Raw genomic sequence first — 21,902 nt, 5'->3', positions numbered from 1 at the left:
ACTACTCGAAGCTCAGGCTAGAAAGATCGACTTCCTCTTCCTCCACCAGCTTCTCCTTCTCGGGATCGACACGCTTCTTGAGGAGGATCAGGAGGACGGCGGTTACAGCAGAGCCTGCCGCCAGGGCAACCAGGGCCCAGCCGGGATTAGTCATTGCGGGCACCACGAACATGCCGCCGGAGGGAACGCGGGACTCCACTCCCATGGAGAAGGCAATGGCACCACACGTTGCATCACCAAGAGCAGTAGCAATAACGGTGCGAACCAGATCATTCATGGCGATGGGAATGACGCCTTCGGTAATCATGCAGATTCCCATGGGGAAGGCAACCTTGATGTTCTCTTCTTCCTCCTTGTAAAAGATGGGCTTCTTAATGGCCTTGGAGAGCACGAGCGCGAGTGCCACGCCAAAAGGAGGAACCATGGAGCCAAGGACCTTGACTGCCTCGGGGCCATAAATTCCATCTGCCATCATGCCGTCACAGATGAGGTTGGGAACCTTGGAAATTGCACCGCCGTAGTCAAGGTGCTGAATAAGGCCCAGAATGAAACCGTAGGCAAGCTTCTGGCTCTGGTCAAGCCCCTTGATGAAGGAGGTGAGAGCTGCAGTCAGGGCAGAAATGGGACCTCCCAGCAGGAAGATCATCAACAGGCCCGCGCAGATTGCCGTAAGGGTGGGAACGATCATCATGGGCATGAGTGCCTGGGCCCACTTGGGAGGCTTGATGTAGGTCTCACAGATGAGCGCAATATAACCGGCAAGGATGCCGCCAATCAAACCACCCAGGAAACCGGCGCCCAGAACATTGGCAACCATACCCATGATGAAGCCAGGAGCAATACCGGGGCGGTCCGCAATGGCAAAAGCGGTATAACCCGAGATGAAAGCGGGCAGCAGCCCCATGCCTAGGACGCCCATGGTGGTCAGTGCGCTAGGAACGGTCATCGCTGCCAAGAGGTCAGAGACCGTCTTGATGTTCTCGCCATCAATGGTGAGGTTCTGCCCACCCGCAAGGTTACCAATGGCGATGAGCAGGCCAGAAGCGACGACCAACGGAAGCAGGTATCCAATGGCAGTAAGTATTGCCGCCTTTATGTCGACTTTCTTCAATTCCGAAGCCATTACATATCCTTCCTCTATGTATGAGCAATGCCTGTGAACGACTTCTTTTACATGCGCAGACGTCTAAGCCTGCTTAGAGAGCTCCTCATGAAGCTTCTGGATAATCTGCTTTGGCGCCTTAATCGCGAGGTCCGTTGGAATCTTCATGACCTTCTTGCTGCTGAAGCGCTCCGTGCCCTCAACGTGCACGTCGACACACAGAAGCACGCAATCTGCCTCGGCAATTTGCTCCGCAGTCAGCTCGTTTTCAACGCCAATAGTGCCCTGGGTCTCCATGTGAATCTCGTCGCCAGCTGCCTGCGCGGCACTCACAATTGCCTCTCTCGCCATGTAGGTGTGTGCGATACCACTGCAGCACGCACAGATGCCAACGATCTTCATAATCGTCTCCTCTCCCCTGTACACAATTACCCTCTGAAGCTGAGTGCACGTCGACTATGCAACCCCTGCAAATGGGTTTGTGAAACTGTGTTTCACTATATTTTATTTTTTGGAATATTGTACCATCACGAATATGGGAGATGTCAGCGGTCAACTTTTCCCGACGAGCGGTTTCCGTTGGCAACAGGAACTATGAGAGGCGTTGCCAGCTAGCCAATGGTCACCGGCAAATCCTTGTCGAAACCTAAGCTCTTGTGCTCGATCTGCGTGCGTTCGGAGGCAAACTGTACGCTCGAAAGCGTCAGAGCAAAGATAGTCTCTGCAAGAAAGTCGAAGGGAACATGAGAGGAGAACTGAACGCCAGAGAGCATTTGATCCCCAGACACAGCCTGCAAAACAACGGTGCTTCGCTCCGCAAGCGACGAAGTGGGGTTCGAAGTGATGAAAATGACTGGAGCATTGGCATCCTCTGCATTGTCCACCATAACCTCCAGGCGCTTCGAATAGCCCGAGGAGGAGATTAGGATGAGCACGTCGTCATGCCTTAGTGCCATCGAAGAAAGAATCATCGACTCCGATGTGGCCCCACAGAAGGATCGAATGCCTATCTGCCCAAACTTGAAGGAGAGATTCTCACAGATGGGTATTGAATTTCCTACAGCCCCGAACACCACGTTGTTTGCGTTGAGAATGAGCTGAATTGCTCTCTTCATTTCATCCTCATTGATGGCTGCCACAGTCGAGCGAAGCTCTTGGACTTTTGTCGCAAGGATGAACTCCACCGACCCGCGAATGTCATCTGCGGTGACTTCCTTTGCGACATCTGCAGCAGGGGCCTCCGAAGCGCGAGATGCCTCCGCAGCAAGCGCAAGCCTGAGATCGGCAAAGCTATCGAAACCGAGGCTCTTGACAAAGCGTGACACTGTTGCAGGGGATGACATGCTCTCTCTTGCGATCTCTCGCACAGAGAGATAAGTGGTCTCGACCAGATGTCGCACGATGTAATCGGCCACACGCTGCTCAGTCTCCGTTAGGGCGCCATACATTCCATAGATCTGATCGACGATGCCCAGGTTTCTATTCATAAGAAGGCTTTCCCGTAGAGACTTCTGACGGGACAACCTTATCCCCTTGGCAATAAATTAGTTTGTACGAATAGGATACGCGGGTGGTTTCCTTGGTTGAATCGCAGTAATCCGACATACGGCATTAGGAATGAGCGTCAGACAACAGTAGCCGATTCCATGTCTGCCTTCGAAAGAGCAGTAACGTATTGAATTCGATGCGCCGTATGACACAACGTTGGTCACTCAGTCCGAACCTGTCAGTCGCTTTCCAATAATCCTTGCACGCCGCCAGCCCAAGCGTCCTACTGCAGCAGGGGCGGGTCCCCCGCGCCGGGAACGCGGCAGTAGGTCCGGGTGAGCTCGAGGAGCCGCTCCTCCAGCTCCCGAGTCAGGGCCCCCTCTCGCATGCGCCAGCTCCAGTTGCCGCCCAGGGTCGACGGCACGTTGATGCGTGCCTCGTTGTCCAGGTCGAGGAGGTCCTGCATGGAATAGATGCAGGTGTCGCTCACGGACGCGGCGATGCCGCGGTTCATCGCCGCAGACAGCGGCTCGCCGGGCGCCTGGTGCAGGTAGCGCCGCGCCTGGGCGAGCTGCTCGGCGCTGGCCGCGTCCCGTTCCCAGCCGCGCGCGGTCATGTTGTCGTGCGTGCCAACGTAGGCCACGGTGTTGCTCGCGTAGTGATGCGGGAGGTAGTACGAGTCGTTCCGGCCGTCGAAGCCAAACTGCAGGATCTTCATGCCGGGATAGCCCGTGGCATCGCGCAGGGCCAGGACCTCCGGCGTCAGGAAGCCCAGGTCCTCGGCGATGATGGGGAGCTCCCCCAGCTCCTGCCTGACGCGCTCGAAGAGGGCCATCCTCGGGTCCCTGCGCCAGGAGCCCGCAGCCGAGCTCGCCACCCCGAAGGGCACGCCCCAGTACGACTCGAAGCCCCGGAAGTGGTCGATCCTCACCAGGTCGTAGAGCTCGAGGCTCGACCTGAGGCGCTCCACCCACCACGAGTAGCCGTCCTCCCGCATGCGCTCCCAGTCGTAGATGGGATTGCCCCAGTACTGGCCCGTGGCCGAGAACTGGTCGGGCGGCGTCCCCGCGACCAGCGTGGGCGCGCCCGTCTCGTCCGTCATGAAGAGCTCGGGGGCAGACCACATCTCGGCCGAGTCGCGCGAGACGTAGATGGGGATGTCGCCTATGACACGCACGCCGCGCTCGTTGGCATGGCGCTTGAGCCCCTGCCACTGGGTGAAGAAGAGGTACTGGGTCATCTGGTGGTAGAGGTGGCGCTCGCGTCTCCCGTCACAGAGGGCGCGGACCGCGGACCCCGGGCGGCGGAACTCCTCCGGCCACTCCCAGAAGGGCCTCAGGCCAAACTCCTCCTTTGCCACCATGAACTGGCAGTAGGGGGCGAGCCAGGACTCGTTGCGGCGGGCGAAGCCGTCGAGGCCCTCCGGCGGCCGGGCAGCGAAGCGCGGCAGGACGCGCTCCAGGAGGGCGCGCCGCCCGTGGAAGACGGCGCCGTAGTCTATGCGGCAGGGGTCGTCCCCCAGCTCCGCAGCGGCGAGCTCGCCCTCCTCGAGCCAACCTCGGCACACGAGGTCCTCCAGGTCTATGAGGTTGGGGTTTCCCGCATGGGCCGAGAACGACTGGTAGGGCGAGTCGCCGTAGCCCGTGGTGGTGAGCGGGAGCAGCTGCCAGTAGCGCTGGTCGCTCTGGGCGAGAAAGTCCACGAACTCCCTCGCGGCCCGCCCGAAGCCGCCGATGCCCCCTGGTCCGGGCAGGGAGAACACCGGCATCAGGATTCCGCTCGCACGCTCCATGTCCCAGCTCTTCTCGCCGCCCTGGACCCACGATAGCGGGACGCAGATGACGTCATCGCGTCGGTTTTTTCGAACGGTTTGGTCCCGGCCCGTCCATCCGGGCCGGGACCCTCGAGCCGAGCCGCACAGAGAGTGGCGGCTACGACCTGACGAGATTCTTGCTGCTCTCCTTGTCAAAGAGGTGGATGGCGTTCTGGTCGAACTTGAAGCTGATGCGCTCGCCGTCGGCAAAGCTGCCGCCCTCGCGTTCGAAGTCGACCGTGGGGATGACCAGGACGAGCTCGCTGCCCTCGACCGTCACATGCACGTGGACCGTGGAGCCCATGAGCTCCGAGACCTCCACCGTGCCCGAGATGGCGTCAAGGTCGTCCTCGCGTGCGAGCGAGATCTGCTCCGGGCGCACGCCGGCGACGACCTCGGAGGTGCCGTCGACCCAGGACTCGGAGAGACGGTTGCAGGTCTGGGGAGCGAGCGCTATGTCGTGGTCGCTCGTCTCGAGGTGGTACTCGTTGCCCACATGCACCAGATGGGCGTCGAAGAAGTTCATCTGGGGCATGCCGATGAAGCCGGCCACGAAGAGGTTGGCGGGGTGGTTGAAGACCTCCTGCGGCGTGCCGATCTGCTGGACGTAGCCGTCCTTCATGATCACGATGCGGTCGCCCAGGGTCATGGCCTCGGTCTGGTCGTGCGTGACGTAGATGAAGGTCCCGCTCACCTTGTGGCGCAGCTTGATGAGCTCGGCGCGCATCTGGTTGCGCAGCTTCGCGTCGAGGTTGGAGAGGGGCTCGTCCATGAGGAAGACCTTGGGGTCGCGCACGATGGCACGGCCGATGGCCACGCGCTGGCGCTGACCGCCCGAGAGCGCCTTGGGCTTGCGGTCGAGGTAGGGGGTGATGCCCAGGGTCTCGGCGGCGTCGCGGACCTTGCGGTCTATCTCGGCGGGGTCGACCTTCTTGAGCTTGAGGGTGAAGGCCATGTTCTCGTACACCGTCATGTTGGGATACAGGGCATAGCTCTGGAAGACCATGGCGATGTCGCGGTCCTTGGGGGCCACGTCGTTCACGCGATGGCCGTCGATGAGCAGGTCGCCGGAGCTGATGTCCTCCAGACCGGCGATCATGCGCAGGGTGGTGGACTTGCCGCAGCCCGAGGGGCCCACCAGCACCACGAACTCGCCGTCGCCCACCGTGAGGTCGAGGTCCTGCACGGCCACGACGCCCTCGGAGGTGACCTCCAGGTTGCCCTTGCGCTCCTCCTCGCGACGCCTCCCGAAGAGGCCGCTGCGAGCCCTCTCGTTGGGGTAGACCTTCTTGATGCCCTTGAGGACGATCTGTGCCATCTTCCTTGCCTTTCTGCCCTGCGCCCGCATCCGGGCGCCCGTGGTAGTTGCGAGACTAGCCCTTGACCGCGCCCGAGACCACGCCGCTGATGATGTAGCGCTGGCAGACCAGGTACACCACGACGATGGGGACGATGACCATCATGATGCAGGCCATCATGGGCCCTAGCTCCACGTGGCCGTAGCCGCCGCGGAAGTACTGGATCAGGATGGGTATGGTCTTGTACTTGGTGCTGTCCAGAACCAGGTAGGGCAGGAGGTAGTCGTTCCACACCCACATGGTCTCGAGGATTCCTACCGAGATGTAGGTGGGCTTCATGATGGGGAGCACCACGTGGAAGAAGGTCTGCACGGGGTTGCAGCCGTCGATGGTGGCCGCCTCCTCGATCTCGAGCGGGATCGTCTTGACGAAGCCCGCGAACATGAAGACCGCCAGGCCCGCGCCGAAGCCCAGGTAGATGAAGCAGATGTTGAACGGCGTGTTGAGGCCCATGGAGTCGGCCACGTTGGAGAGGGTGAACATGAGCATCTGGAAGGGCACGACCATCGAGAAGACGAAGAGGTAGTAGAGGCCCTTGCAGAGTCGGCTGTTCACGCGCACCACGTACCAAGCGCACATTGAGCAGCACACGAGGATCAGCGCGACCGAGGTCACGGTGATGACGAGCGAGTAGGCGAAGGCGGAGGCGAAGCCCTGCTTCGAGAGGGCGCTCACGTAGTTCGCAAGCCCCGCCGCGTTCTGGGGTCCCACCAGCTCGAAGGCCGTGCTGGTCCCGATGCTCGACTCGTCCTTGAGCGAGTTCATGAGGATCATGAACATGGGGTACACCCACGCCAGGCTCAGCACGGTGAAGAAGGCCGAGAGCACGCGGTTGATGGTTCTCTCCCTTTGCATTACTGCTGCACCTCCTTGGACTTGGTGAGCCTGAGCTGGACGAGCGAGATGGCGATGACCAGAAGGCAGAAGATGACGGCCTTGGCCTGCCCGATGCCCATCCACTTGGCTCCTGCCCTCGAGTAGAAGGTGCTGTAGATGTTCAGGGCGAGGAGCTCGCTCAAGCGGCTCGGCTCTCCGCCCGTGAGCGCGAGGTTCTGGTCGAAGAGCTTGAAGCCGTTGGTGATGGTGAGGAAGAGGCAGATGGTGATGGTGGGCATGAGGTTGGGGATCTTGACCTTCCACAGCGTCTGCCAGGCGTTGGCCCCGTCCACCTTGGCCGCCTCGAGGTAGTCGCTGGGGATGGACTGCAGGCCGGCGATGTAGATGATCATCATGTAGCCGATCTGCTGCCAGAGGGTGAGGATCACCAGGCCCCAGAAGCCAGCGTGGGTATTGAGGGCCAGGAGCTGCTGGCCCACGTTAGCCAGGACGCAGTTGATGAGGATCTGCCAGATGTAGCCCAACACGATGCCGCCGATGAGGTTGGGCATGAAGAACACCGTGCGGAAGACGTTGGTGCCCCTGAGGTGGCTGCGCGTGAAGGCCAGCGCGATGGCAAGGGCGATGACGTTGACCAGCACGGTGACCGTCACGGTGAAGAGCGCCGTGAGCCAGAAGGCGTGGGCGAACTGCGGGTCCGAGAGCGCCGCCACGTAGTTGCCCACGCCGACGAAGGTCGGGTTCGAGATGCTGATGAACTGGCAGAACGAGAGGTAGGCGCCCTCGGCGAACGGGATGACGAAGCCGAAGACGAACGAGAGCGCCGTGGGCAGCACGAAGAGCGGCCACCACTTCCTGAGTGACTTAACCATGCGCGCGTTCCCTTCGCAGGTCGCAGGGGGCGGACGGCGCGCGGGCCGCCCGTCCCGGGAATGACGTCGTCAGCAGAGAGGGGACGGCCTAGGCGGTCGCGGCCTTCTCCCTTGCCCAGCCGTCGACGAAGGCTGCCTGGACGCCGTCCCAGCCGGCGGTTCCGGCGGCGTAGGCGGTCAGCGCGCTGGAGAGGCCCTTCTTCCACTCCTCCGAGGGGATGTGGACGAAGGCCCAGGTGACGGGCTCCTTGCCGTCCTCGACGGCCTTCTTGGCAATCTTGGCGAAGGGGTTGGCGGTCTCCTTGGCGGAATTGAAGGGGCAGGTGAAGCCCATGCCGTCGGCGAGGGCGGTGGTGCCCTTGTCGGAGGTGACGACCCAGTAGAGGAAGTCGAAGGTAGCCTGCTGGTCGTCGGCGGAGGCCTGGCTGTTCACGCACCAGTAGTTCTCGCCGCCGGAGCACATGCCCTGCTTCTCCTCGCCCGCAGCGCCGATGTAGAGGGGCAGCATGCCCAGCTTGTCGTCGCCCAGGGACTTGACGTCCTTGTAGGACCAGGTGCCGTTCTGGTAGAAGACGGCCTCGCCATTCACGAACTCGTTGACCGCGTCGTCGCCGGTCTTGGAGGCGAGCTGAGCGGGGTCGACGGTGCTATCGGTGATGTAGAGGTCGAAGATGTCCTTGTAGTTGGGCAGGTAGGTGCCCTTGATGGCGTCGGTGTCCTCCTCGCCGTCGGCCTTGAGCTCGTAGTAGATGGGCATGTTGGCGAGGTGGGTGGTGTAGCGCCAGTTGGAGCTGGAGTCCATGCCCGCGCTGGTGAAGGCGCCCTTCACGCCCAGCTCGTCCCTGCGGGCCTGGATGTCGTCGGCAATCTTCTTCAGGCTCGCGAAGCTGGTGATGTCGGCCTCGGAGTAGCCTGCCTTCTGGAGCAGCTCCTTGTTGTAGATGATGCCGTAGTCCTCCTCGACGTAGTCGATGCCGTAGACCTTGCCGTCCGCCTTGAGCGCGAGGGCCGGGTTAGAGAGCTCGCCGTAGACCTGGCTGCCGCTGAGGTCTATGCAGTAGTCCTTCCAGTTCTGCAGGCCCACGGGACCGTTGACCTGGAAGAGGGTGGGGGCGGAGCTCTTGGACATCTCGCTCTGGAGCTTCTCCTCGTAGGTGTCGGACGCGGCGGTCACGACGGACACGGGAATTCCCGTCTCCTCCGTGTATGCCTTGGCCAGGGCCTGCCACTGCTCGTCCGCCTCGGGCTTGAAGTTGAGGTAGTAGACCGAGCCCTTCTTGGCGTCGCCACTGCCGGAGCTTGCGCTGCCGGCGTCGCCCGACTTGCCACAGCCCGCGAGCGCGAGGCCAAGGAGCCCCGTCGCGCCCATGCCGATGAAGCCACGCCTGCTGATGTCGTTCGCCTTCATGTCTCTCTCCTCTTCAGCACCCGCACCGGCACGCCCTGGCACCGGCATCCGCACGTCCTGGGACGCCTTGCGTCCCTCTTGCCTAAGGACGCCTCGCGTCCCTCTTGACTGCAAATATAGCTAGCCTGTACTACTTGTTTGAACAACTTAGACCTGAACGGTCGATTCTGCCGATAAACGGACTAAACGAGCTTTAGTGGACGTCTAGCCTAGGCGGGGGCGGACCCTGTCGCGCTACCATCTTCTGCAGTTTTGGAAGCCCTGGGTTGGATGTGCGCGGCGTCCGTCGCCGCAGAGTTAGGCTAGGGTGCGCGACGCGGACGGCGAGACGAGCAGGGAGAGTGGCATGCCAAGGGCGATCTTCGAGGGGATCTACCGTGACCTCAAGGGCAAGATCCAGGAGGGGAGCTATGCCTACCAGGAGTTTCTTCCCCCCGAGAGCACCCTCACCGAGGAGTACGGCTGCTCCCGCAACGCCCTGAGGCGCGCCCTCTCGATGCTCGCGGACGACGCCTACGTGCAGCCCATGCACGGCCGTGGTGTGCGCGTCATCTGGCAGCGCAAGGACCACAGCACCCAGGGCGTGCTCGAGGGCGTGGAGTCCTTCGGCGAGTACGCACGACGCAACGGTCTCGAGCCCAGCACCTCGGTCAAGTCATTTGAACATGTTGTCTGCAGCGCGGGGCTCGCGCATCGCACGGGCTTCGCCGAAGGCACGGAGCTCCTGCGCGTCGTCCGCGTGAGGTCGCTCGACGGGGTGGCACGACAGGTGGACCACGACTACTTCCTGGCCTCCGCCGCCCCCGGCCTCACCGCAGAGGTGGCCGAGGAATCGGTCTACTCCTTCCTGGAGGAGCGACTGGGCATGCGCATCCTCACCAGCAGACGCAGCATCACGGTGCAGCTCGCCACGGACGAGGACTGCAGCTACCTCGAGCTCGGCCCCTACAACTGCGTGGCGGTGGTGGAGAGCCAGTCGTACAACTCCGACGGCGTGATGTTCGAGTACACGCAGGTCAGGCACCATCCGGACGCCTTCTGCTTCAACACGGTCTCGAGGCGCTAGGGGCAGGTCCGAGGGCGCGGGGGCGGAATCGGCGAAATCGGCGAAACTCCCCGCGCGGGAGGGTGGCGGCGTCCCCGCGAAACTTCCCGCGCGAGAGGGCCGAAGTGGGTGGCTTGCGGAGGAGAGAAGCGCCCACAACGGGCTTGCGGCGGTTACTCTCACCCACATCGCCCCTGTGGCGGCAGGGAGGTCCACCCACATCATGTCTCCCGCGGCATGGCACATGAGCGAGAGGCGCGCGCAACCCCCGTATCGACGTCAGCCCTCGATGAGGTCGCAGAGGCGTTCGAGCACCGTCGCCACGGAGAGCCCCACCACGACCTGCAGCGCCTGTCCGCGGCGCATGACGCCGACGGCCCCGGCACGCACGAACTCATCGTCCGCGGCGACGAGCGCAGGGTCTGCCACGCTCACGCGCAGGCGGGTGGCGCAGCAGCTCACGTCCTCCACGTTCTGCGGCCCTCCCAGGAGCTCGAGGAGGCGCGCCGCCAGCTCGTCTCGGTCGTCAGAGGGGACCGCCGGCTGCTCCATGCCGTGGAGCGAGCGGAAGGCGCCCTTGCTTCCAAGCTCGAACTCGGGCCCCACTCCCCTGCCGGGAGTCAGGAAGTCGAAGTGCAGGATGAGCGCACGGAACGTGACGAAGTACAGCAGGGCGAAGCAGACACCCACGCCAAGGGCCGCGAGGTAGGAGCCTCCGTGGGTGGCGGCGAGGGGGACGAAGTTGAAGGACGACATCTCTATCAGGCCACCCGAGAAGACTCCGACGACCCCCAACAGGTTGATCGCCATCGAGAGCAGGGCCGCGAGGGCGGCGTGCATCACGAAGAGCGGCGGGGCCACGAAGAGGAAGGTGAACTCTAGCGGCTCCGTCACGCCGCAGAGCACGGCCGTGAGCGTGGCAGGCACGAGGAGCGCCAGGAGGCGTCGGCGGTTCTGGGGCCGGGCGGTGACGTACATGGCGGCGGCGATGCCCGGCGTCCCGAAGAGCTTGGACCAGCCCGTGGCCGTGATGGCGGCCCAGGGCGCGAGCTCCTTGAGCGGGGCCGTGCTGGCCGCGAGCTGGGGAAGGGCGTTGGCCCAGGCGGCATAGATGCCCCCGCCCACCACTACGTTGTCGTAGTATGCCGGCGCATAGAGGAGATGGTGCAGCCCAAAGGGGATGAGCACCCTCTCGAGGAAGACGAAGGCCCCCACCCCCAGCGTGCCCGCGCCAACGATGGCCGCCTGCAGCAGGCACATTCCTGCCTGGATGCGCGGCCAGACGAGCACCGCCACGTCGGCCAGGGGCAGCATGGCGCAGAACGAGAGCATGTACACGAAGGTCGAGCCCGAGAAGACGCCCAACCACTCCGGCAGACGGGTGTCGAAGAAGCGGTCGTGCAGGGCTATGACGATGCCCGAGACCACGAGGGCACCCACCATGCCCATGTCGAGGGTCTTGATTCCCGCCACGAGCGCGAGGCCGGAGGCGCCGCCCGGCTCGGCGGCGAAGTCGACGCCCAGCTCCGGACCCCAGGCGCCTAGGATCGCACTGACGAAGTAGTTGAAGCTGAGGTAGCCGACGAGCGCCTCCATGCAGCAGCGGCTCGCCTGCTTGCGGGCGAGCCCTATGGGCAGCGATGCCGCAAAGAGCAGGGGGAGCTGGTTGAAGACGGTCCAGCCGCCGGCGAGGACGACCCGTCAGAACTGTCCCCAGGCACTGGACTCCGCGGCGAGGGGACCCATGAGGCTGGACGTGGTGAAGAGCGTGCCAAGGCCTATGACCACCCCCGCGAAGGTGAAGAGCATCACGGGAACGAACATGGTGCCGCCGAAGCGCTGGATCGCCTTCATCATGAGCCACCGGCCCCCTGCCCCTGGCGCGTCCGACCCCTGTGCCCGGACGTCCACACCTCGAACATAGCATGGGGAGAGGCCCGTCGGCACGAACTCGCGAATCGCAACGACGACGCGCGGCGAGCGGACCGGTCGGCACGTCCTGGCACGTCCTGGCACGTCCAGGCAGGAGCGCCCATGCCCGTCTGGCGGACCGTCTGCCCAGCTGCTACAATCTGCCTGCTACACCTTGCTTGCGTGACTGGGGCGAAGCAAGCCCAGCGCGGCGAGCGCACTGGGGTATCGTCCAACGGTTAGGACACGGGTTTTTGGTGCCTGGAATGTGGGTTCGAATCCTACTACCCCAGCCAACGCGGCATCGGCGGCGGAGGGAAGGCCTCTCTCCGCCGCCTTTTTTGTTTCCTTTTGCCCCCCCCGCCCGTCCGCACGATGTGCCCCTGCCCGCACGCACGGTGCCACCATGGACGGGACGAAACGGCAAGGCGAGAGGAGCGCGGCATGCGCATGTTCAAGAACGACTACTCCGAGGGCGCGGCACCCCAGATCCTGGACGCCCTCGTTCGCAGCAACGACGAGCAGTGCGTGGGATACACCGAGGGAGACCCTCACTGCGAGCGGGCCCGCGAGCTCATTCGCGCCGAGGTGGGCCGCGACGACGTGAATGTGGAGTTCTGCATCGGCGGCACCTCGGCTAACGTTGTGGGCGTGACCGGCATGCTGCACGACTGGGAGGGCGTCATCTGCACCAAGGACGCCCACATCAACGTGCACGAAACCGGCGCCATCGCCGCCTGTGGACGCACCGTGCTACCCACCCAGGACGCAGACGGCTTCCTCTCGGTAGAGCAGGCCGAGCAGGTGTACGCGCGACAGACCCTCACCGGGCGGCACATGACCCTTCCCAAGTTGGTCTACATCACCAACTCGACCGAGTTCGGGGGCGTGTGGAGTCGCGAGCGCTTCGACGCCATCTGCGACTGGGCCCAGGGACACGAGCTCAAGGTCTTCGTCGACGGGGCGCGGCTGGGCAGCGCCCTCACCAGCAAGGGCAACGACCTCAGCCTGACGCACATCGCCGAGTGCGCGAGTGCCTTCTACATCGGAGGAACCAAGAACGGCATGCTCTTCGGCGAGGCGATGGTCATCGCCGACCCCGAGCTCAAGCGGAGCTTCCCCTATCTGGTGAAGGAGAGGGGCGGCCTCATGGCCAAGGGACGCCTCCTGGGCGTTCAGTTCGAGGCAGCCTTCGAGCGCGACGGGAGCGGGGAGGCCCTCTACTGGAGGCTGGCGCGGCAGGCCAACACGTGCGCGGCGCGCCTCAGGGAGGGCATGGCCGGGCTGGGCTTCAGGAGCTACCTGGACTCCCCCACCAACCAGCAGTTCTTCGTGGTCTCGCCCGAGCAGGCGCGCGCCTTCGACGAGGCCGTCGGCTCCGAGACCTTCGCCGTCCTGCCCACGGGCGAAGAGGTCATCCGCTTCGTCTGCTCCTGGGCCACGCGACAGGAGGACGTGGACGAGCTGTTGGGGTTTGCTGCGACCCTGGCGTAGCTGTTGGGCGCAGCGGCCGCGAGGGCGTGCTCTTCTCCGCAGCGATGGCGTCTCGCACGTGCGAGGCTCGCAGCGATAGCGCCCGGCGCGCGTCTCTCGGCGCCGGCGGCGTCACGCGCACGTCTCTCGGCGCCGTGCACGCCGAGCGCGTGCGACGGCAGCTCGACGACGTCAAATGCGTCTCTCTCCGCATCGAGAGCGTCGAACACGTCTCCGTTTGCACCGAGAGCGCCCAACGCGCGCGGCGGCGTCGCGCCAACTGGGGCGATGCGGAGCGACAAGACGCGTTGGACGTTTTCGCGCTAATTCGAGACGCGCTGGACGTTGTCGAACAGGAGAGAGACGCATTAGACGTTTTCGGGCGCGCCAGAGACGCATTAGACGTTTTCGGGCGCGCCAGGGACGCGCCGGACGTTGTCGAACAGGCGCGAGACGCATCCGGCGACGTCAACGCTGGACGCGAGGCGCGTCATGCACGCTCAACGCCGCAAGATCCTGGGGGCGGGAGCCCGTTCGGGCCCAGTCCGAAGCCTAGCCCAATCGCCAGCCCTCGGCCTGGGCACGTGCCTCCACGAAGTCGCGGTAGAGCCCCTCTCGCTCCAGAAGCTCCCGGTGCGTGCCCCGCTGCACTATGCGACCCTGGTCCATGACCAGGATCTGGTCGGCCTGCTCCACCGTGGGCAGGCGGTGCGCGATGACCACGACAGTCTTGTCGCGCGTCAGCTCCGTGAGCGCGAGCTGCACCAGCCTCTCGTTCTCGGGGTCCATGCTGGCGGTCGCCTCGTCGAGGATGACGATGGGAGCGTCCTTGAGCAGGGCTCGCGCGATGGAGACGCGCTGGCGCTCGCCGCCCGAGAGGGCACTCCCACCCTCTCCCACCACCGTGTCGTAGCCCTGCGGCAGCTGGCTCACGAACTCGTCGCACCGCGCGCGCCGCGCCGCCTTGACCACCTGCTCGTGCGTGGCCCCCTCGCACCCGAAGGCGATGTTCGCCTCTATCGTGTCGTCGAAGAGGTAGACGTCCTGGAACACCATCGAGAAGTTCTGCAGAAGGCTGTCGCAGGTGAACTCGCGCACGTCGTGTCCGCCCACGCACACCCTGCCGGAGTCGACGTCCCAGAAGCGCGCCATGAGGCTCGAGACGGTGGTCTTGCCCGAGCCGCTCGGCCCCACAATCGCGCAGGTCGATCCCTCCGGGACGTCCAGGCTCACGTCGTGCAGCACCTCTCGCCTGACGCCGTCGCGTCCCTCGTACGAGAAGCTCACGTGCTCGAGGCGTATGTCGTGGCGCTCCGGCACCACGTCCCGCCCGTCCCCGTCGATGAACGGGGCCTTCTCTATGCGCTCCAGGCGGTCGAGCACGTCATCGAGGTCGGCGAACATGTGGGCGGCGTCGGTCAGCCGTCCGATGGCACCGAAGATGGTGGTCGAGAAGAGCGCTATGCCCACGAAGCTCCAGAGCGGCACCTCCCCCGCCAGCGCCCCTGCGGCGGCGACCCCCAGCAGCGCCACCGAGGCGACTTCCAGGATGCCCTTGTGCAGCGCGTTGATGGGCGTGAAGGCCTTCTCTATGGAGACGCGCGTGTCGCTCAGTGCGTCGACGTCGTCCGAGAAGGGCCTCAGCACGGCACCCGCATGTCCGTAGGACTTCGCCATGCCCAGCCCCCTGAAGAGCTCCACGACCGAGCCGGACAGGCGCTCCTGGTCGGCATGCGCCCGGGCGGCGAGGCGGGCGCTCGCGCGGTTGACCGCCCTCAGGGTGGGGAGGGTAGCCAGGACGGCGCACACCGACACCATGCCGCACCAGGGGCTCACCGAGAAGAGCCACGCCGTGATGACCGCGGCAGAGAGGTAGCCGCCCACTGCGGCGTCGGCCTGGCGCACGCCCTCCAGCTCGAGGGTCGAGAGGTTGGTGGTCACGGTCGAGAGTATGTCACCTGTGCTCACCCGCGAGAAGTATCCCAGGGGCACGCGCTTGAGCACGTCGCCGACCTCTATGCGGACCTCCGGCGCGCGCTCGTAGCCCACGCTCTCCTGGATGCGGTTCTTCGCGTAGGAGACCGCGAAGCGCAGGAGCACGCAGGCCAGGATCGCGAGCGCGCTCTGCCACACCAGGGAGGGGTCGGGCGGGGCTCCTCCCTGGGCGTCCTCGACCACACGCCCCATGGTAAGCGCCGCCACGAAGGCGGGCGACGCGATGGCAATCGCGCTCAGGACAGAGATGGCCATGCCCAGGTAGACGCGCCAGCCATACGAGCCACACCACGCGACGATCCTCCTGATGACCCTCAGCATGACCGGTCATCCCCCTTCTTGTCCGACGCTTCCGAGGCACCCGCTGCACCGCGCGACCCCGCCGCCCAGGAGCTGGCCCCCACGTGCGCCTGCCACATGCCCCGATACAGCTCGCAACCCTCCAGGAGCTGCTCGTGGGTGCCACGCGCAACTATCGCCCCCTCGCTCACCACGGCGATCTGGTCCGCCCCCGTGATGGTCGAGAGGCGGTGCGCGATGACCACCAGGGTCTTTCCCCTGGCCAGACGGGCCACCGAGGCCTGAATGCGCGCCTCGTTCTGGGGGTCGGCGAAGGCAGTCGCCTCGTCGAAGACGACGATCGGCGCGTCCTTGAGAATCGCCCGCGCGATGCAGATGCGCTGCCGCTCCCCGCCCGAGAGGGCATGGCCCGCCTCGCCCGCCGGCGTCTGCCACCCCTGGGGCAGGCGAGAGACGAACTCCTCGCAGCTCGCGGCCCGTGCGGCAGCCAGGACCTCCTCGTCCGTGGCGCCCGGCCTCCCCAGGCGCACGTTGTCGAGCAGGGTCCCTGCCAGCAGGTAGTCGTCCTGCGACACGTAGCTCACCAGCTCCGAGAGCTGGTCGAGCGGCATGTCGCGCACGTCTCGCCCACCTATGCGCACCGAGCCCGCAATGACGTCCCAGTGGCGGGCGACGAGCCGCGCGATGGTCGACTTGCCCGAGCCGGAGGGGCCAACCAGGGCCAGGAACTCGCCCTCCCCCACCTCCAGGTCGACGCCGTGCAGCACCTCGTCGCGACCTTCCCCGTACGAGAAGCGCACGCCCTCGAGGACGAGTCCCCGCCCCCGCACGTCCGCACGGGCGCTGGGCTGGGGGAGCTCGGGAAGGTCGAGGAACTCCCTCGCGTCCGCGATGGCGTAGGAGACGTTGTTGGCGACGTTGAAGCTGGCGCCCAGGTAGGTGACGGGCATGACCACGGCCAGGGCGAGCACGCAACAGAGGGCGAACTGGGCGGCGTCGAGACTGCCTTCGAGGTAGAGCGCAAGGCCGGCGGGCACCACGCCCAGGAGCGTGGTGGGAATGACCGCCAGGGCGAGGTTCTGCGTGACCCAGGTCGCCTTGAACCATCCCAGCGTGTAGTCGCGAAACGCCCGCACGGCGTCCGCATAGCGCCTGTAGGACCCCGAGGTCTGGTTGAAGGCCTTCACCACGCGGATGCCCTCTATGTACTCGACCATCACGCTGTTGACGTGGTCGCTCGCCTCCATGTAGCCGGCGTACATCCTGTTGTAGCTGGCAAAGCCGCTCGCGAACACGAGGAAGCCCACGGGGACGGTCGCCGCGCAGGCCAGGGCCATGCGCCAGTCCACCGCCCACAGCCACGCGAGGATGCCCAGCGAGAGCAGCAGGTTGCCCGTGAGCTCGGGGATCATGTGGGCGAGAGGCACCTCGATGGACTCGATGCGGTCCACGAGCAGGTTTTTGAGCGATCCCACGCCCTTGGAGGTGGCGGTGCCCAGCGACGCGCGCATGAGCTTCCTCGCCACGTCATAGCGCAGGTCGGCCAGGATGGTGTAGGCGGAGATGTGCGAGAGGAGCGTGGAGCCCGCGAAGAGCAGGCGTGTGGCGACGTGGGCCACGACCGCCACGACGAGCCAGGGCACGACCCCGTCCCAGCCGCCCCCCAAGAGCACCACGTCGAGCACGCGATAGATCGCATAGTAGGGCACCAGTCCCGCCCCCACGCTCAGGAGCGAGAGCAGCACCGAGGCCGCCATCTTGCCCCGACAGCGTCCAGCGTACGAGAGGAGCGTGGAGACCCAGCCACGCGTGTCCCTTCTCCGTCCCTTTCCGCCCCCACCGTCAGGGACGCCAATCCTGCCACCGCTTCCGCTGGCCTCTGCCATACAGGCACCTCCATCGCCTCAGGAAGCCCGCCGACGTCTGCGGCGGGACAAGGAATCCGTCCTGACAGGGAACTCTATGTGCTTGGAGCTGGCACTTCCGCCCCATGTGGCCTCGAATGGCCCGTCCGGACAGGAAAGTTCCCGGGCCTGTGCCGCGACACGTGCCCTACTGCCCCCGGCGGTAGGACGTGGGGGTGAGCCCCATGACCGCCTTGAAGGCCGCGGTGAACTTGGACGGGCTGTCGTAGCCCACCTGGGCGCCGATGGCCGCGACGGACAGCTTGCCCGACCGCAGCAACGCGGCCGCCCGCTCCATGCGATACGAGCGCAGGTAGGCATAGGGCGGCAGGCCGAAGACGCCCTTGAAGCAGGCCTTGAAGGCCGTCGTCGGCATGCCGACGCAAGCCGCCAGCTCTCCCACGGTATGGATGCTCATGAGGTCCGCCACCATGATGCGGCGGGCCTCCTTGACCTTCTGCACCTGCGCGCACGTGAAGTACTCGACGGCATGGCAGGACTCGTCGTACTCCAGCTGCGAGAGCAGGAGCAGCAGCTCGAGCGCCCGGAGGCGGGCGAAGGGCCTGCGGATGGCCGGGCGCACGTGGTAGAGACCCGCGAAGACCTCCTCCGCCTCCGTGAAGTCATGCAGCACGTAGGGGCTCCCCCCGCGGCAGAATCGGCGGCGGAGCTCCGAGACGTCCGGGGCCTGGTTCCCGAGAGCCTCCCTCACGCCGTCGCTGCAGGCCGCGACGTCGAAGCCGATGCTGATGCCGTGGTAGTGCTCGACGGGGAAGACGTAGTTCCCCGCATGGTGCGAGATGTCGTCGAGCTTGAGGTCACCCGCCGAGGTGTAGGAGTAGGTCCCGCCGGGCATGAGCTGCTCGAGGCGCCCCTCGCGGCAGTGGTTGACGCTCAGGTAGTCGGAGCTCCGCGAGAACCCCGAGTAGCACTCGGCCATGTGGAAGTCGTTGTAGGTGAGAATGACGCCGGGCATGACCTCGTAGAAGAGCATCGACCCCGTGCCGGAATCGCTCTTCACCGTGATGCGGCAGCCCTCCCCCTCCCTGCTCACGCTCATGTTGTCGGCCTGGTCGAGCTCGTCCATCAGGAGCCGCATCGCGTCGTCCCCGTCACCCCGCCATTCCATCGCCCCGTCCCTCCAGCCTGAAGACCCGGTCGCAGCACCTGTCAAGAAGCTCCCAGTCGTGCGTCGCCACGAGCACGGCCGTCCCCGCGTCAGCGAGCCTCCTCATGAGGGCGCTCACCTCGATCATGTGACCGAGGTCCAGGCCGCTCGTCGGCTCGTCGAAGAGTGCGACGGGCCTGCCCGAGAGCATCGCGCAGGCTATTGCCAGGCGCTGCTTCTGACCGCCGGAGAGCGACATGGGGTGTCGCTCGGCGAGGTCCGTGAGGTCCAGCGACCGGAGCACGGCGTCGACGCCACCGTACTCCCCACGGTCGTCCAGGTCCCCGCGCGCCCGGCAGGAGAGCTCGCACTCCCCGCGCACGCTGTCGCTGAACAGCTGGTGGTTGACGTCCTGCATGACCATGGAGCAGCGCCTGCGCCGCCTGCGCCCCGACTGCGGGACGCCGTCGAGCGTCACGCGGCCCTGGGTCCGTCGCTCGAGGCCGGCCAGGGCGCGCAGGAGGGTGGACTTGCCGGCGCCGTTGGCACCCACGATTCCCGTGACCATGCCACGGGGAGCGTCGAGGCTCAGGGGAGAGAAGACCTGCCTGCCATGACGCAGCACGGAGAGGCCGCGAAGGGAGAGGCCCTCTCCCAGCGCCGGGGCGTCCTCGGACGGCACCGGGGCCACGTGGGGCGCGGGGACCTGGCTCGGCAGCGTCGCCCTCAGCCCCAGGGCCAGCCTCTCTCCCTCGGTGAGGGAGGCGAGCTCGCCCGCGCCCATCTCTCGCACGATGCGTCCGTCCTCGACCAGGAGCGCCCTGGTGACGAGGTCAGAGAGGAAGGCCAGGCGATGCTCGGCCACCACGACGGTCTTGCCCCGCGCGAGGACGGCGGCGATCTGGTCGTGGAGCACCGACGTCGCCCGTTCGTCCAGGTTGGCGGTGGGCTCGTCCAGGACGTAGAGCTCCGGGTCGGCCACGGCGACGGAGGCGAACACGAGCGCCTGCCTCTCTCCCCCGCTCATGCGGGACACGTCGCGGTCCAGGAGGCGTTCCAGACCCATGTCCGACACCACCTCGCGCACGCGCGCGGCGATGCGGGCCGCGTCGGTCCCGCGGTTCTCGAGGCCGAAGGCGAGCTCGTCGGTCGACGTGAGGTGGTAGAACTGGGACCTCGGGTTCTGGAAGACGGATCCGACCACGCGCGCGAGCTCCCAGGTCTCGCACGACAGGGGCTCCATGCCCAGGACGCGTAGCTCGCCCGTGCGCTCGAGCCCCGGCTCGAGCGCGGGGACGAGGCCGTTCATGCACTTGGTGAGGGTGGTCTTGCCGGAGCCGGAGCGCCCGCAGAGCAGGACGCACTCGCCGGGCCCGACGTCGAGGCACACGTCCGCCAGGAGGGCCCTCTTTCCTGCGAGGCAGCCGACGTCCCGCAGCGACGCCACGGGGACCGGCGCGCTCACAGGAGCACCCCGCTGCGCACCACGGCCACCGCGAGCGCCGCCGATGCGAGCGCAGCCCAGTCGGCCATGCGCATGCGCAGGCCATCGGTGTCCGTCACGCGCGAGGGGTCCTCGATGCCCCGGCACACCGCCGCACGCGAGAGGTCGTCGGCCGTGTTGGTGGCGCAGACCATGAGGGGCACCACGAAGGCCTCGAGGCGCTCGAGAGGAGGGATGTCGCGCAGGGCCATGGCGTCGCGGATGTGGCCGGCGTCCCGCACGAGAGTCGGGAAGTAGCGCAGGGTGGTGGAGAACGGAATGATGAGGGGCTCGGGCGCATGCAGGGCACGCAGCGCTGCTGCGGCGCGATGCACGCTGCACTCCGCGACGATGAGGGCGCAGCACATGCCGCACAGGAAGACGGAGCGTGCAAGCGAGAGGGAGTAGGTGAACGCCGAGACGAACACGATGCCCAGCCGGGCCAGCACGAGGTCGAGCGTAGCGACCACGACGACATACGTCACGACGGAGCGCACGGCGAGCGCCGCATGTCCGCAGGCCGCCTGGAGGAGGGCAAGCACAAGGACGAGGGTCGCCTCGAGCCACAGGGGAAGCCCGAGGAACGAGAGCAGCGTCGAAGCCACGAGGAGCCCCAGGAGCGTGCGCGGGTCGAGCCTCAGGAGCCCGCCGCGCCCCTCTCCCCCATGCCCCTGCCGCGAACGCGAGGTGGCAGGGAGTCCCACTATACGAGCCCCGCCCTCTCGAAGTGCTTCCTGAACAGCGCGCGCGTGAGCAGGGAGCCAAGGCACGCGCACGCGACGGTCGCCCCTATGCAGGCCGCCATCCAGATGGGGTCGGAGACCGAGACGAGCTGCGCGACGTACTCGGCCGGCATGCCCGCCTGCGCGATGTGGGCCGCGAAGGCGTCGTGGAAGAGCCAGATGGGCAGGGGCGACCCCAGCCAGCCCAGGGAGAAGAACGCGAAGGCGACGGCGTTGCCCAGGTAGCGCTCGTAGTGGGTCAGGTAGCGCGCGAGCTCCGCCAGGAGAGCGCCGCCCACGAAGAGCCCCACGATGAGGGGCGTGAAGCTGCCTGTGAGGGTGATGAGGCACATCACCGAGCCCATGATGAGGATGGCGAAGGGCTTCCGCACGCGCGAACACAGCAGCATGAAGGGAACGGACCCCAGGATGGCTGCCATGGCGGGGAAGAACGCCCAGACCATGGGGTGGATGCCCGAGACGAACATGGGAATCATGGTCAGCGCGAAGTAGAGGGCCGTGAAGATGCCGATGGTTATGAGGTCGCGCCCCTTGAGGCCCAGGTCTGTGGAGGGGGTGGTGGAGGCGGCGCCGGCGTTTGCGTCGCCGTTTGCGGGTATGCGTGCGCTCATGAGTCTTCCTTTCCGAGAAGCCCTGCGAGCCAGCCCGATGGGACTCGCAAGGAGTTAGCTTAGGGTTACTGTTGGAAGAGCTTAGCATCTTGCCTCGCACCTCCCTAGTCCGTTAGGACGCGAATGGTCCATTTGGACAGGAAGCGCGAGTAGCTCGCACGCGGAGGCGCTACGAGTTGCTTCCTCGTTCTCCGCCGCGGGGCCTGTCGCGGGGCGTCCGACGCGTGCGGAGGCTGTCGCGGGGGCGCCCGACGCGCGCCACTCGACGCCGGCGGCGTTTCGTGCGCGCCACTCGACGCCGTGCACGCCGAACGCGTGCGATGGCGCCTCTGCGACGTCCAATGCGCCTCTCTCCGCGTCGAGAGCGCCGAACGCGTCTCCGCTTGCGCCGAAAGCGCCCAACGCGCGCGACTGTCGCGCGCCAACTGGGGCGATGCGGAGCGACAAGACG

The 21,902-nt window shown here is 65.8% G+C and carries 18 protein-coding genes, 1 tRNA gene and 1 pseudogene; 3 read left to right on the top strand and 17 right to left on the bottom strand.

Annotated features, from left to right (window positions below; genetic code table 11):
• Position 1 precedes the first annotated feature (1 nt).
• The 8 genes from HMPREF1868_RS09075 to HMPREF1868_RS09040 all read right to left on the bottom strand — a co-directional run bounded on the left by HMPREF1868_RS09075 (position 2) and on the right by HMPREF1868_RS09040 (position 8,878).
• Positions 2-1,123, bottom strand: a complete 1,122-nt coding sequence (locus HMPREF1868_RS09075; RefSeq protein WP_197414996.1) for a PTS fructose transporter subunit IIC — start codon at positions 1,121-1,123, stop codon at positions 2-4.
• A gap of 63 nt (positions 1,124-1,186) precedes the next feature.
• Positions 1,187-1,504: a PTS fructose transporter subunit IIB gene (locus HMPREF1868_RS09070; RefSeq protein ID WP_062531747.1), complete on the bottom strand. Its 318-nt coding sequence runs from the start codon at positions 1,502-1,504 to the stop codon at positions 1,187-1,189.
• Between the two features lie 209 nt (positions 1,505-1,713).
• Positions 1,714-2,589: a MurR/RpiR family transcriptional regulator gene (locus tag HMPREF1868_RS09065; RefSeq protein WP_062531746.1), complete on the bottom strand. Its 876-nt coding sequence runs from the start codon at positions 2,587-2,589 to the stop codon at positions 1,714-1,716.
• A gap of 284 nt (positions 2,590-2,873) precedes the next feature.
• The gene (gene malQ / locus HMPREF1868_RS09060; RefSeq protein ID WP_062531745.1) at positions 2,874-4,382 is read right to left on the bottom strand and encodes a 4-alpha-glucanotransferase; all 1,509 of its coding nucleotides are present in this window, start codon (positions 4,380-4,382) and stop codon (positions 2,874-2,876) included.
• Positions 4,383-4,521: 139 nt separating this feature from the next.
• Positions 4,522-5,721 (bottom strand): ABC transporter ATP-binding protein, encoded by a 1,200-nt coding sequence (locus tag HMPREF1868_RS09055; protein WP_062531744.1) that lies wholly within the window; start codon positions 5,719-5,721, stop codon positions 4,522-4,524.
• Positions 5,722-5,776: 55 nt separating this feature from the next.
• On the bottom strand, positions 5,777-6,616 hold the full coding sequence (locus HMPREF1868_RS09050; RefSeq protein ID WP_009278589.1) for a carbohydrate ABC transporter permease: 840 nt from the start codon (positions 6,614-6,616) through the stop codon (positions 5,777-5,779).
• The gene (locus HMPREF1868_RS09045; RefSeq protein WP_062531743.1) at positions 6,616-7,470 is read right to left on the bottom strand and encodes a carbohydrate ABC transporter permease; all 855 of its coding nucleotides are present in this window, start codon (positions 7,468-7,470) and stop codon (positions 6,616-6,618) included. The genes HMPREF1868_RS09050 and HMPREF1868_RS09045 overlap by 1 nt, the downstream gene beginning before the upstream one ends.
• An 88-nt stretch (positions 7,471-7,558) precedes the next feature.
• Positions 7,559-8,878 (bottom strand): ABC transporter substrate-binding protein, encoded by a 1,320-nt coding sequence (locus HMPREF1868_RS09040; RefSeq protein WP_062531742.1) that lies wholly within the window; start codon positions 8,876-8,878, stop codon positions 7,559-7,561.
• Positions 8,879-9,224: 346 nt separating this feature from the next.
• Here HMPREF1868_RS09040 and HMPREF1868_RS09035 point away from each other — a divergent pair, with 346 nt between their 5' ends.
• The gene (locus HMPREF1868_RS09035) at positions 9,225-9,944 is read left to right on the top strand and encodes a GntR family transcriptional regulator (RefSeq protein ID WP_009278586.1); all 720 of its coding nucleotides are present in this window, start codon (positions 9,225-9,227) and stop codon (positions 9,942-9,944) included.
• A gap of 258 nt (positions 9,945-10,202) precedes the next feature.
• Here the strand turns inward: HMPREF1868_RS09035 and HMPREF1868_RS10150 are convergent, their stop codons facing one another.
• The 3 genes and pseudogenes from HMPREF1868_RS10150 to HMPREF1868_RS10070 form a co-directional block, all read right to left on the bottom strand.
• Positions 10,203-10,679, bottom strand: coding sequence for a glucose PTS transporter subunit EIIB (locus HMPREF1868_RS10150; RefSeq protein WP_255353953.1), 477 nt, complete (start codon positions 10,677-10,679; stop codon positions 10,203-10,205).
• Positions 10,680-10,757: 78 nt separating this feature from the next.
• Positions 10,758-11,597: pseudogene (locus HMPREF1868_RS10145) on the bottom strand (PTS transporter subunit EIIC); the annotation flags it as partial.
• A gap of 27 nt (positions 11,598-11,624) precedes the next feature.
• Entirely contained in the window at positions 11,625-11,780 is a 156-nt protein-coding gene (locus HMPREF1868_RS10070) for a hypothetical protein (protein WP_231782284.1), read from the bottom strand.
• 275 nt (positions 11,781-12,055) lie between these two features.
• On the opposite strand from HMPREF1868_RS10070, the gene HMPREF1868_RS09025 reads away from it, so the two are divergent.
• Together HMPREF1868_RS09025 and HMPREF1868_RS09020 are read left to right on the top strand one after the other, a co-directional pair.
• A tRNA-Gln gene (locus tag HMPREF1868_RS09025) sits at positions 12,056-12,130 on the top strand.
• A 148-nt stretch (positions 12,131-12,278) separates the two neighbouring features.
• Positions 12,279-13,328 carry a threonine aldolase family protein gene (locus HMPREF1868_RS09020; protein ID WP_062531741.1) on the top strand — a complete coding sequence of 350 codons (1,050 nt, stop codon included), beginning with the start codon at positions 12,279-12,281 and terminating at the stop codon, positions 13,326-13,328.
• A gap of 531 nt (positions 13,329-13,859) precedes the next feature.
• On the opposite strand, the gene HMPREF1868_RS09015 is transcribed toward HMPREF1868_RS09020, so the two are convergent.
• The 6 genes from HMPREF1868_RS09015 to HMPREF1868_RS08990 all read right to left on the bottom strand — a co-directional run bounded on the left by HMPREF1868_RS09015 (position 13,860) and on the right by HMPREF1868_RS08990 (position 21,451).
• Positions 13,860-15,623 carry an ABC transporter ATP-binding protein gene (locus HMPREF1868_RS09015; RefSeq protein ID WP_062531740.1) on the bottom strand — a complete coding sequence of 588 codons (1,764 nt, stop codon included), beginning with the start codon at positions 15,621-15,623 and terminating at the stop codon, positions 13,860-13,862.
• On the bottom strand, positions 15,617-17,488 hold the full coding sequence (locus tag HMPREF1868_RS09010; RefSeq protein WP_197414994.1) for an ABC transporter ATP-binding protein: 1,872 nt from the start codon (positions 17,486-17,488) through the stop codon (positions 15,617-15,619). The genes HMPREF1868_RS09015 and HMPREF1868_RS09010 overlap by 7 nt, the downstream gene beginning before the upstream one ends.
• Before the next feature lie 166 nt (positions 17,489-17,654).
• Positions 17,655-18,635, bottom strand: coding sequence for a helix-turn-helix domain-containing protein (locus tag HMPREF1868_RS09005; protein WP_009278579.1), 981 nt, complete (start codon positions 18,633-18,635; stop codon positions 17,655-17,657).
• Positions 18,619-20,079, bottom strand: coding sequence for an ABC transporter ATP-binding protein (locus tag HMPREF1868_RS09000; RefSeq protein WP_009278578.1), 1,461 nt, complete (start codon positions 20,077-20,079; stop codon positions 18,619-18,621). The genes HMPREF1868_RS09005 and HMPREF1868_RS09000 overlap by 17 nt, the downstream gene beginning before the upstream one ends.
• Positions 20,076-20,801, bottom strand: coding sequence for an energy-coupling factor transporter transmembrane component T (locus tag HMPREF1868_RS08995; RefSeq protein WP_062531739.1), 726 nt, complete (start codon positions 20,799-20,801; stop codon positions 20,076-20,078). Before HMPREF1868_RS08995 ends, HMPREF1868_RS09000 begins: the two co-directional genes overlap by 4 nt.
• Positions 20,801-21,451: an MptD family putative ECF transporter S component gene (locus HMPREF1868_RS08990; RefSeq protein ID WP_009278576.1), complete on the bottom strand. Its 651-nt coding sequence runs from the start codon at positions 21,449-21,451 to the stop codon at positions 20,801-20,803. Before HMPREF1868_RS08990 ends, HMPREF1868_RS08995 begins: the two co-directional genes overlap by 1 nt.
• Positions 21,452-21,902: the final 451 nt, after the last annotated feature.

Source organism: Olsenella sp. DNF00959, assembly GCF_001553055.1.
GTDB classification, from domain to species: domain Bacteria; phylum Actinomycetota; class Coriobacteriia; order Coriobacteriales; family Atopobiaceae; genus Olsenella_I; species Olsenella_I phocaeensis.
Note: the sequence above shows the minus strand (reverse complement) of the source record. Positions and strands in the feature narration are given on the sequence as shown.

What these genes read in the sequence shown, in the direction of transcription:
- HMPREF1868_RS08990 (WP_009278576.1), bottom strand. Translation starts at nt 21,451, where the DNA reads ATGAGCGCACGCATACCCGCAAACGGCGACGCAAACGCCGGCGCCGCC.
- HMPREF1868_RS09035 (WP_009278586.1), top strand. Translation starts at nt 9,225, where the DNA reads ATGCCAAGGGCGATCTTCGAGGGGATCTACCGTGACCTCAAGGGCAAG.
- HMPREF1868_RS09020 (WP_062531741.1), top strand. Translation starts at nt 12,279, where the DNA reads ATGCGCATGTTCAAGAACGACTACTCCGAGGGCGCGGCACCCCAGATC.
- HMPREF1868_RS09075 (WP_197414996.1), bottom strand. Translation starts at nt 1,123, where the DNA reads ATGGCTTCGGAATTGAAGAAAGTCGACATAAAGGCGGCAATACTTACT.
- HMPREF1868_RS09070 (WP_062531747.1), bottom strand. Translation starts at nt 1,504, where the DNA reads ATGAAGATCGTTGGCATCTGTGCGTGCTGCAGTGGTATCGCACACACC.
- HMPREF1868_RS09040 (WP_062531742.1), bottom strand. Translation starts at nt 8,878, where the DNA reads ATGAAGGCGAACGACATCAGCAGGCGTGGCTTCATCGGCATGGGCGCG.
- HMPREF1868_RS10150 (WP_255353953.1), bottom strand. Translation starts at nt 10,679, where the DNA reads ATGTCGTCCTTCAACTTCGTCCCCCTCGCCGCCACCCACGGAGGCTCC.
- HMPREF1868_RS09010 (WP_197414994.1), bottom strand. Translation starts at nt 17,488, where the DNA reads ATGGCAGAGGCCAGCGGAAGCGGTGGCAGGATTGGCGTCCCTGACGGT.
- HMPREF1868_RS10070 (WP_231782284.1), bottom strand. Translation starts at nt 11,780, where the DNA reads ATGATGAAGGCGATCCAGCGCTTCGGCGGCACCATGTTCGTTCCCGTG.
- HMPREF1868_RS09005 (WP_009278579.1), bottom strand. Translation starts at nt 18,635, where the DNA reads ATGGAATGGCGGGGTGACGGGGACGACGCGATGCGGCTCCTGATGGAC.
- malQ (WP_062531745.1), bottom strand. Translation starts at nt 4,382, where the DNA reads ATGGAGCGTGCGAGCGGAATCCTGATGCCGGTGTTCTCCCTGCCCGGA.
- HMPREF1868_RS09050 (WP_009278589.1), bottom strand. Translation starts at nt 6,616, where the DNA reads ATGCAAAGGGAGAGAACCATCAACCGCGTGCTCTCGGCCTTCTTCACC.
- HMPREF1868_RS09015 (WP_062531740.1), bottom strand. Translation starts at nt 15,623, where the DNA reads ATGCTGAGGGTCATCAGGAGGATCGTCGCGTGGTGTGGCTCGTATGGC.
- HMPREF1868_RS09055 (WP_062531744.1), bottom strand. Translation starts at nt 5,721, where the DNA reads ATGGCACAGATCGTCCTCAAGGGCATCAAGAAGGTCTACCCCAACGAG.
- HMPREF1868_RS09065 (WP_062531746.1), bottom strand. Translation starts at nt 2,589, where the DNA reads ATGAATAGAAACCTGGGCATCGTCGATCAGATCTATGGAATGTATGGC.
- HMPREF1868_RS09045 (WP_062531743.1), bottom strand. Translation starts at nt 7,470, where the DNA reads ATGGTTAAGTCACTCAGGAAGTGGTGGCCGCTCTTCGTGCTGCCCACG.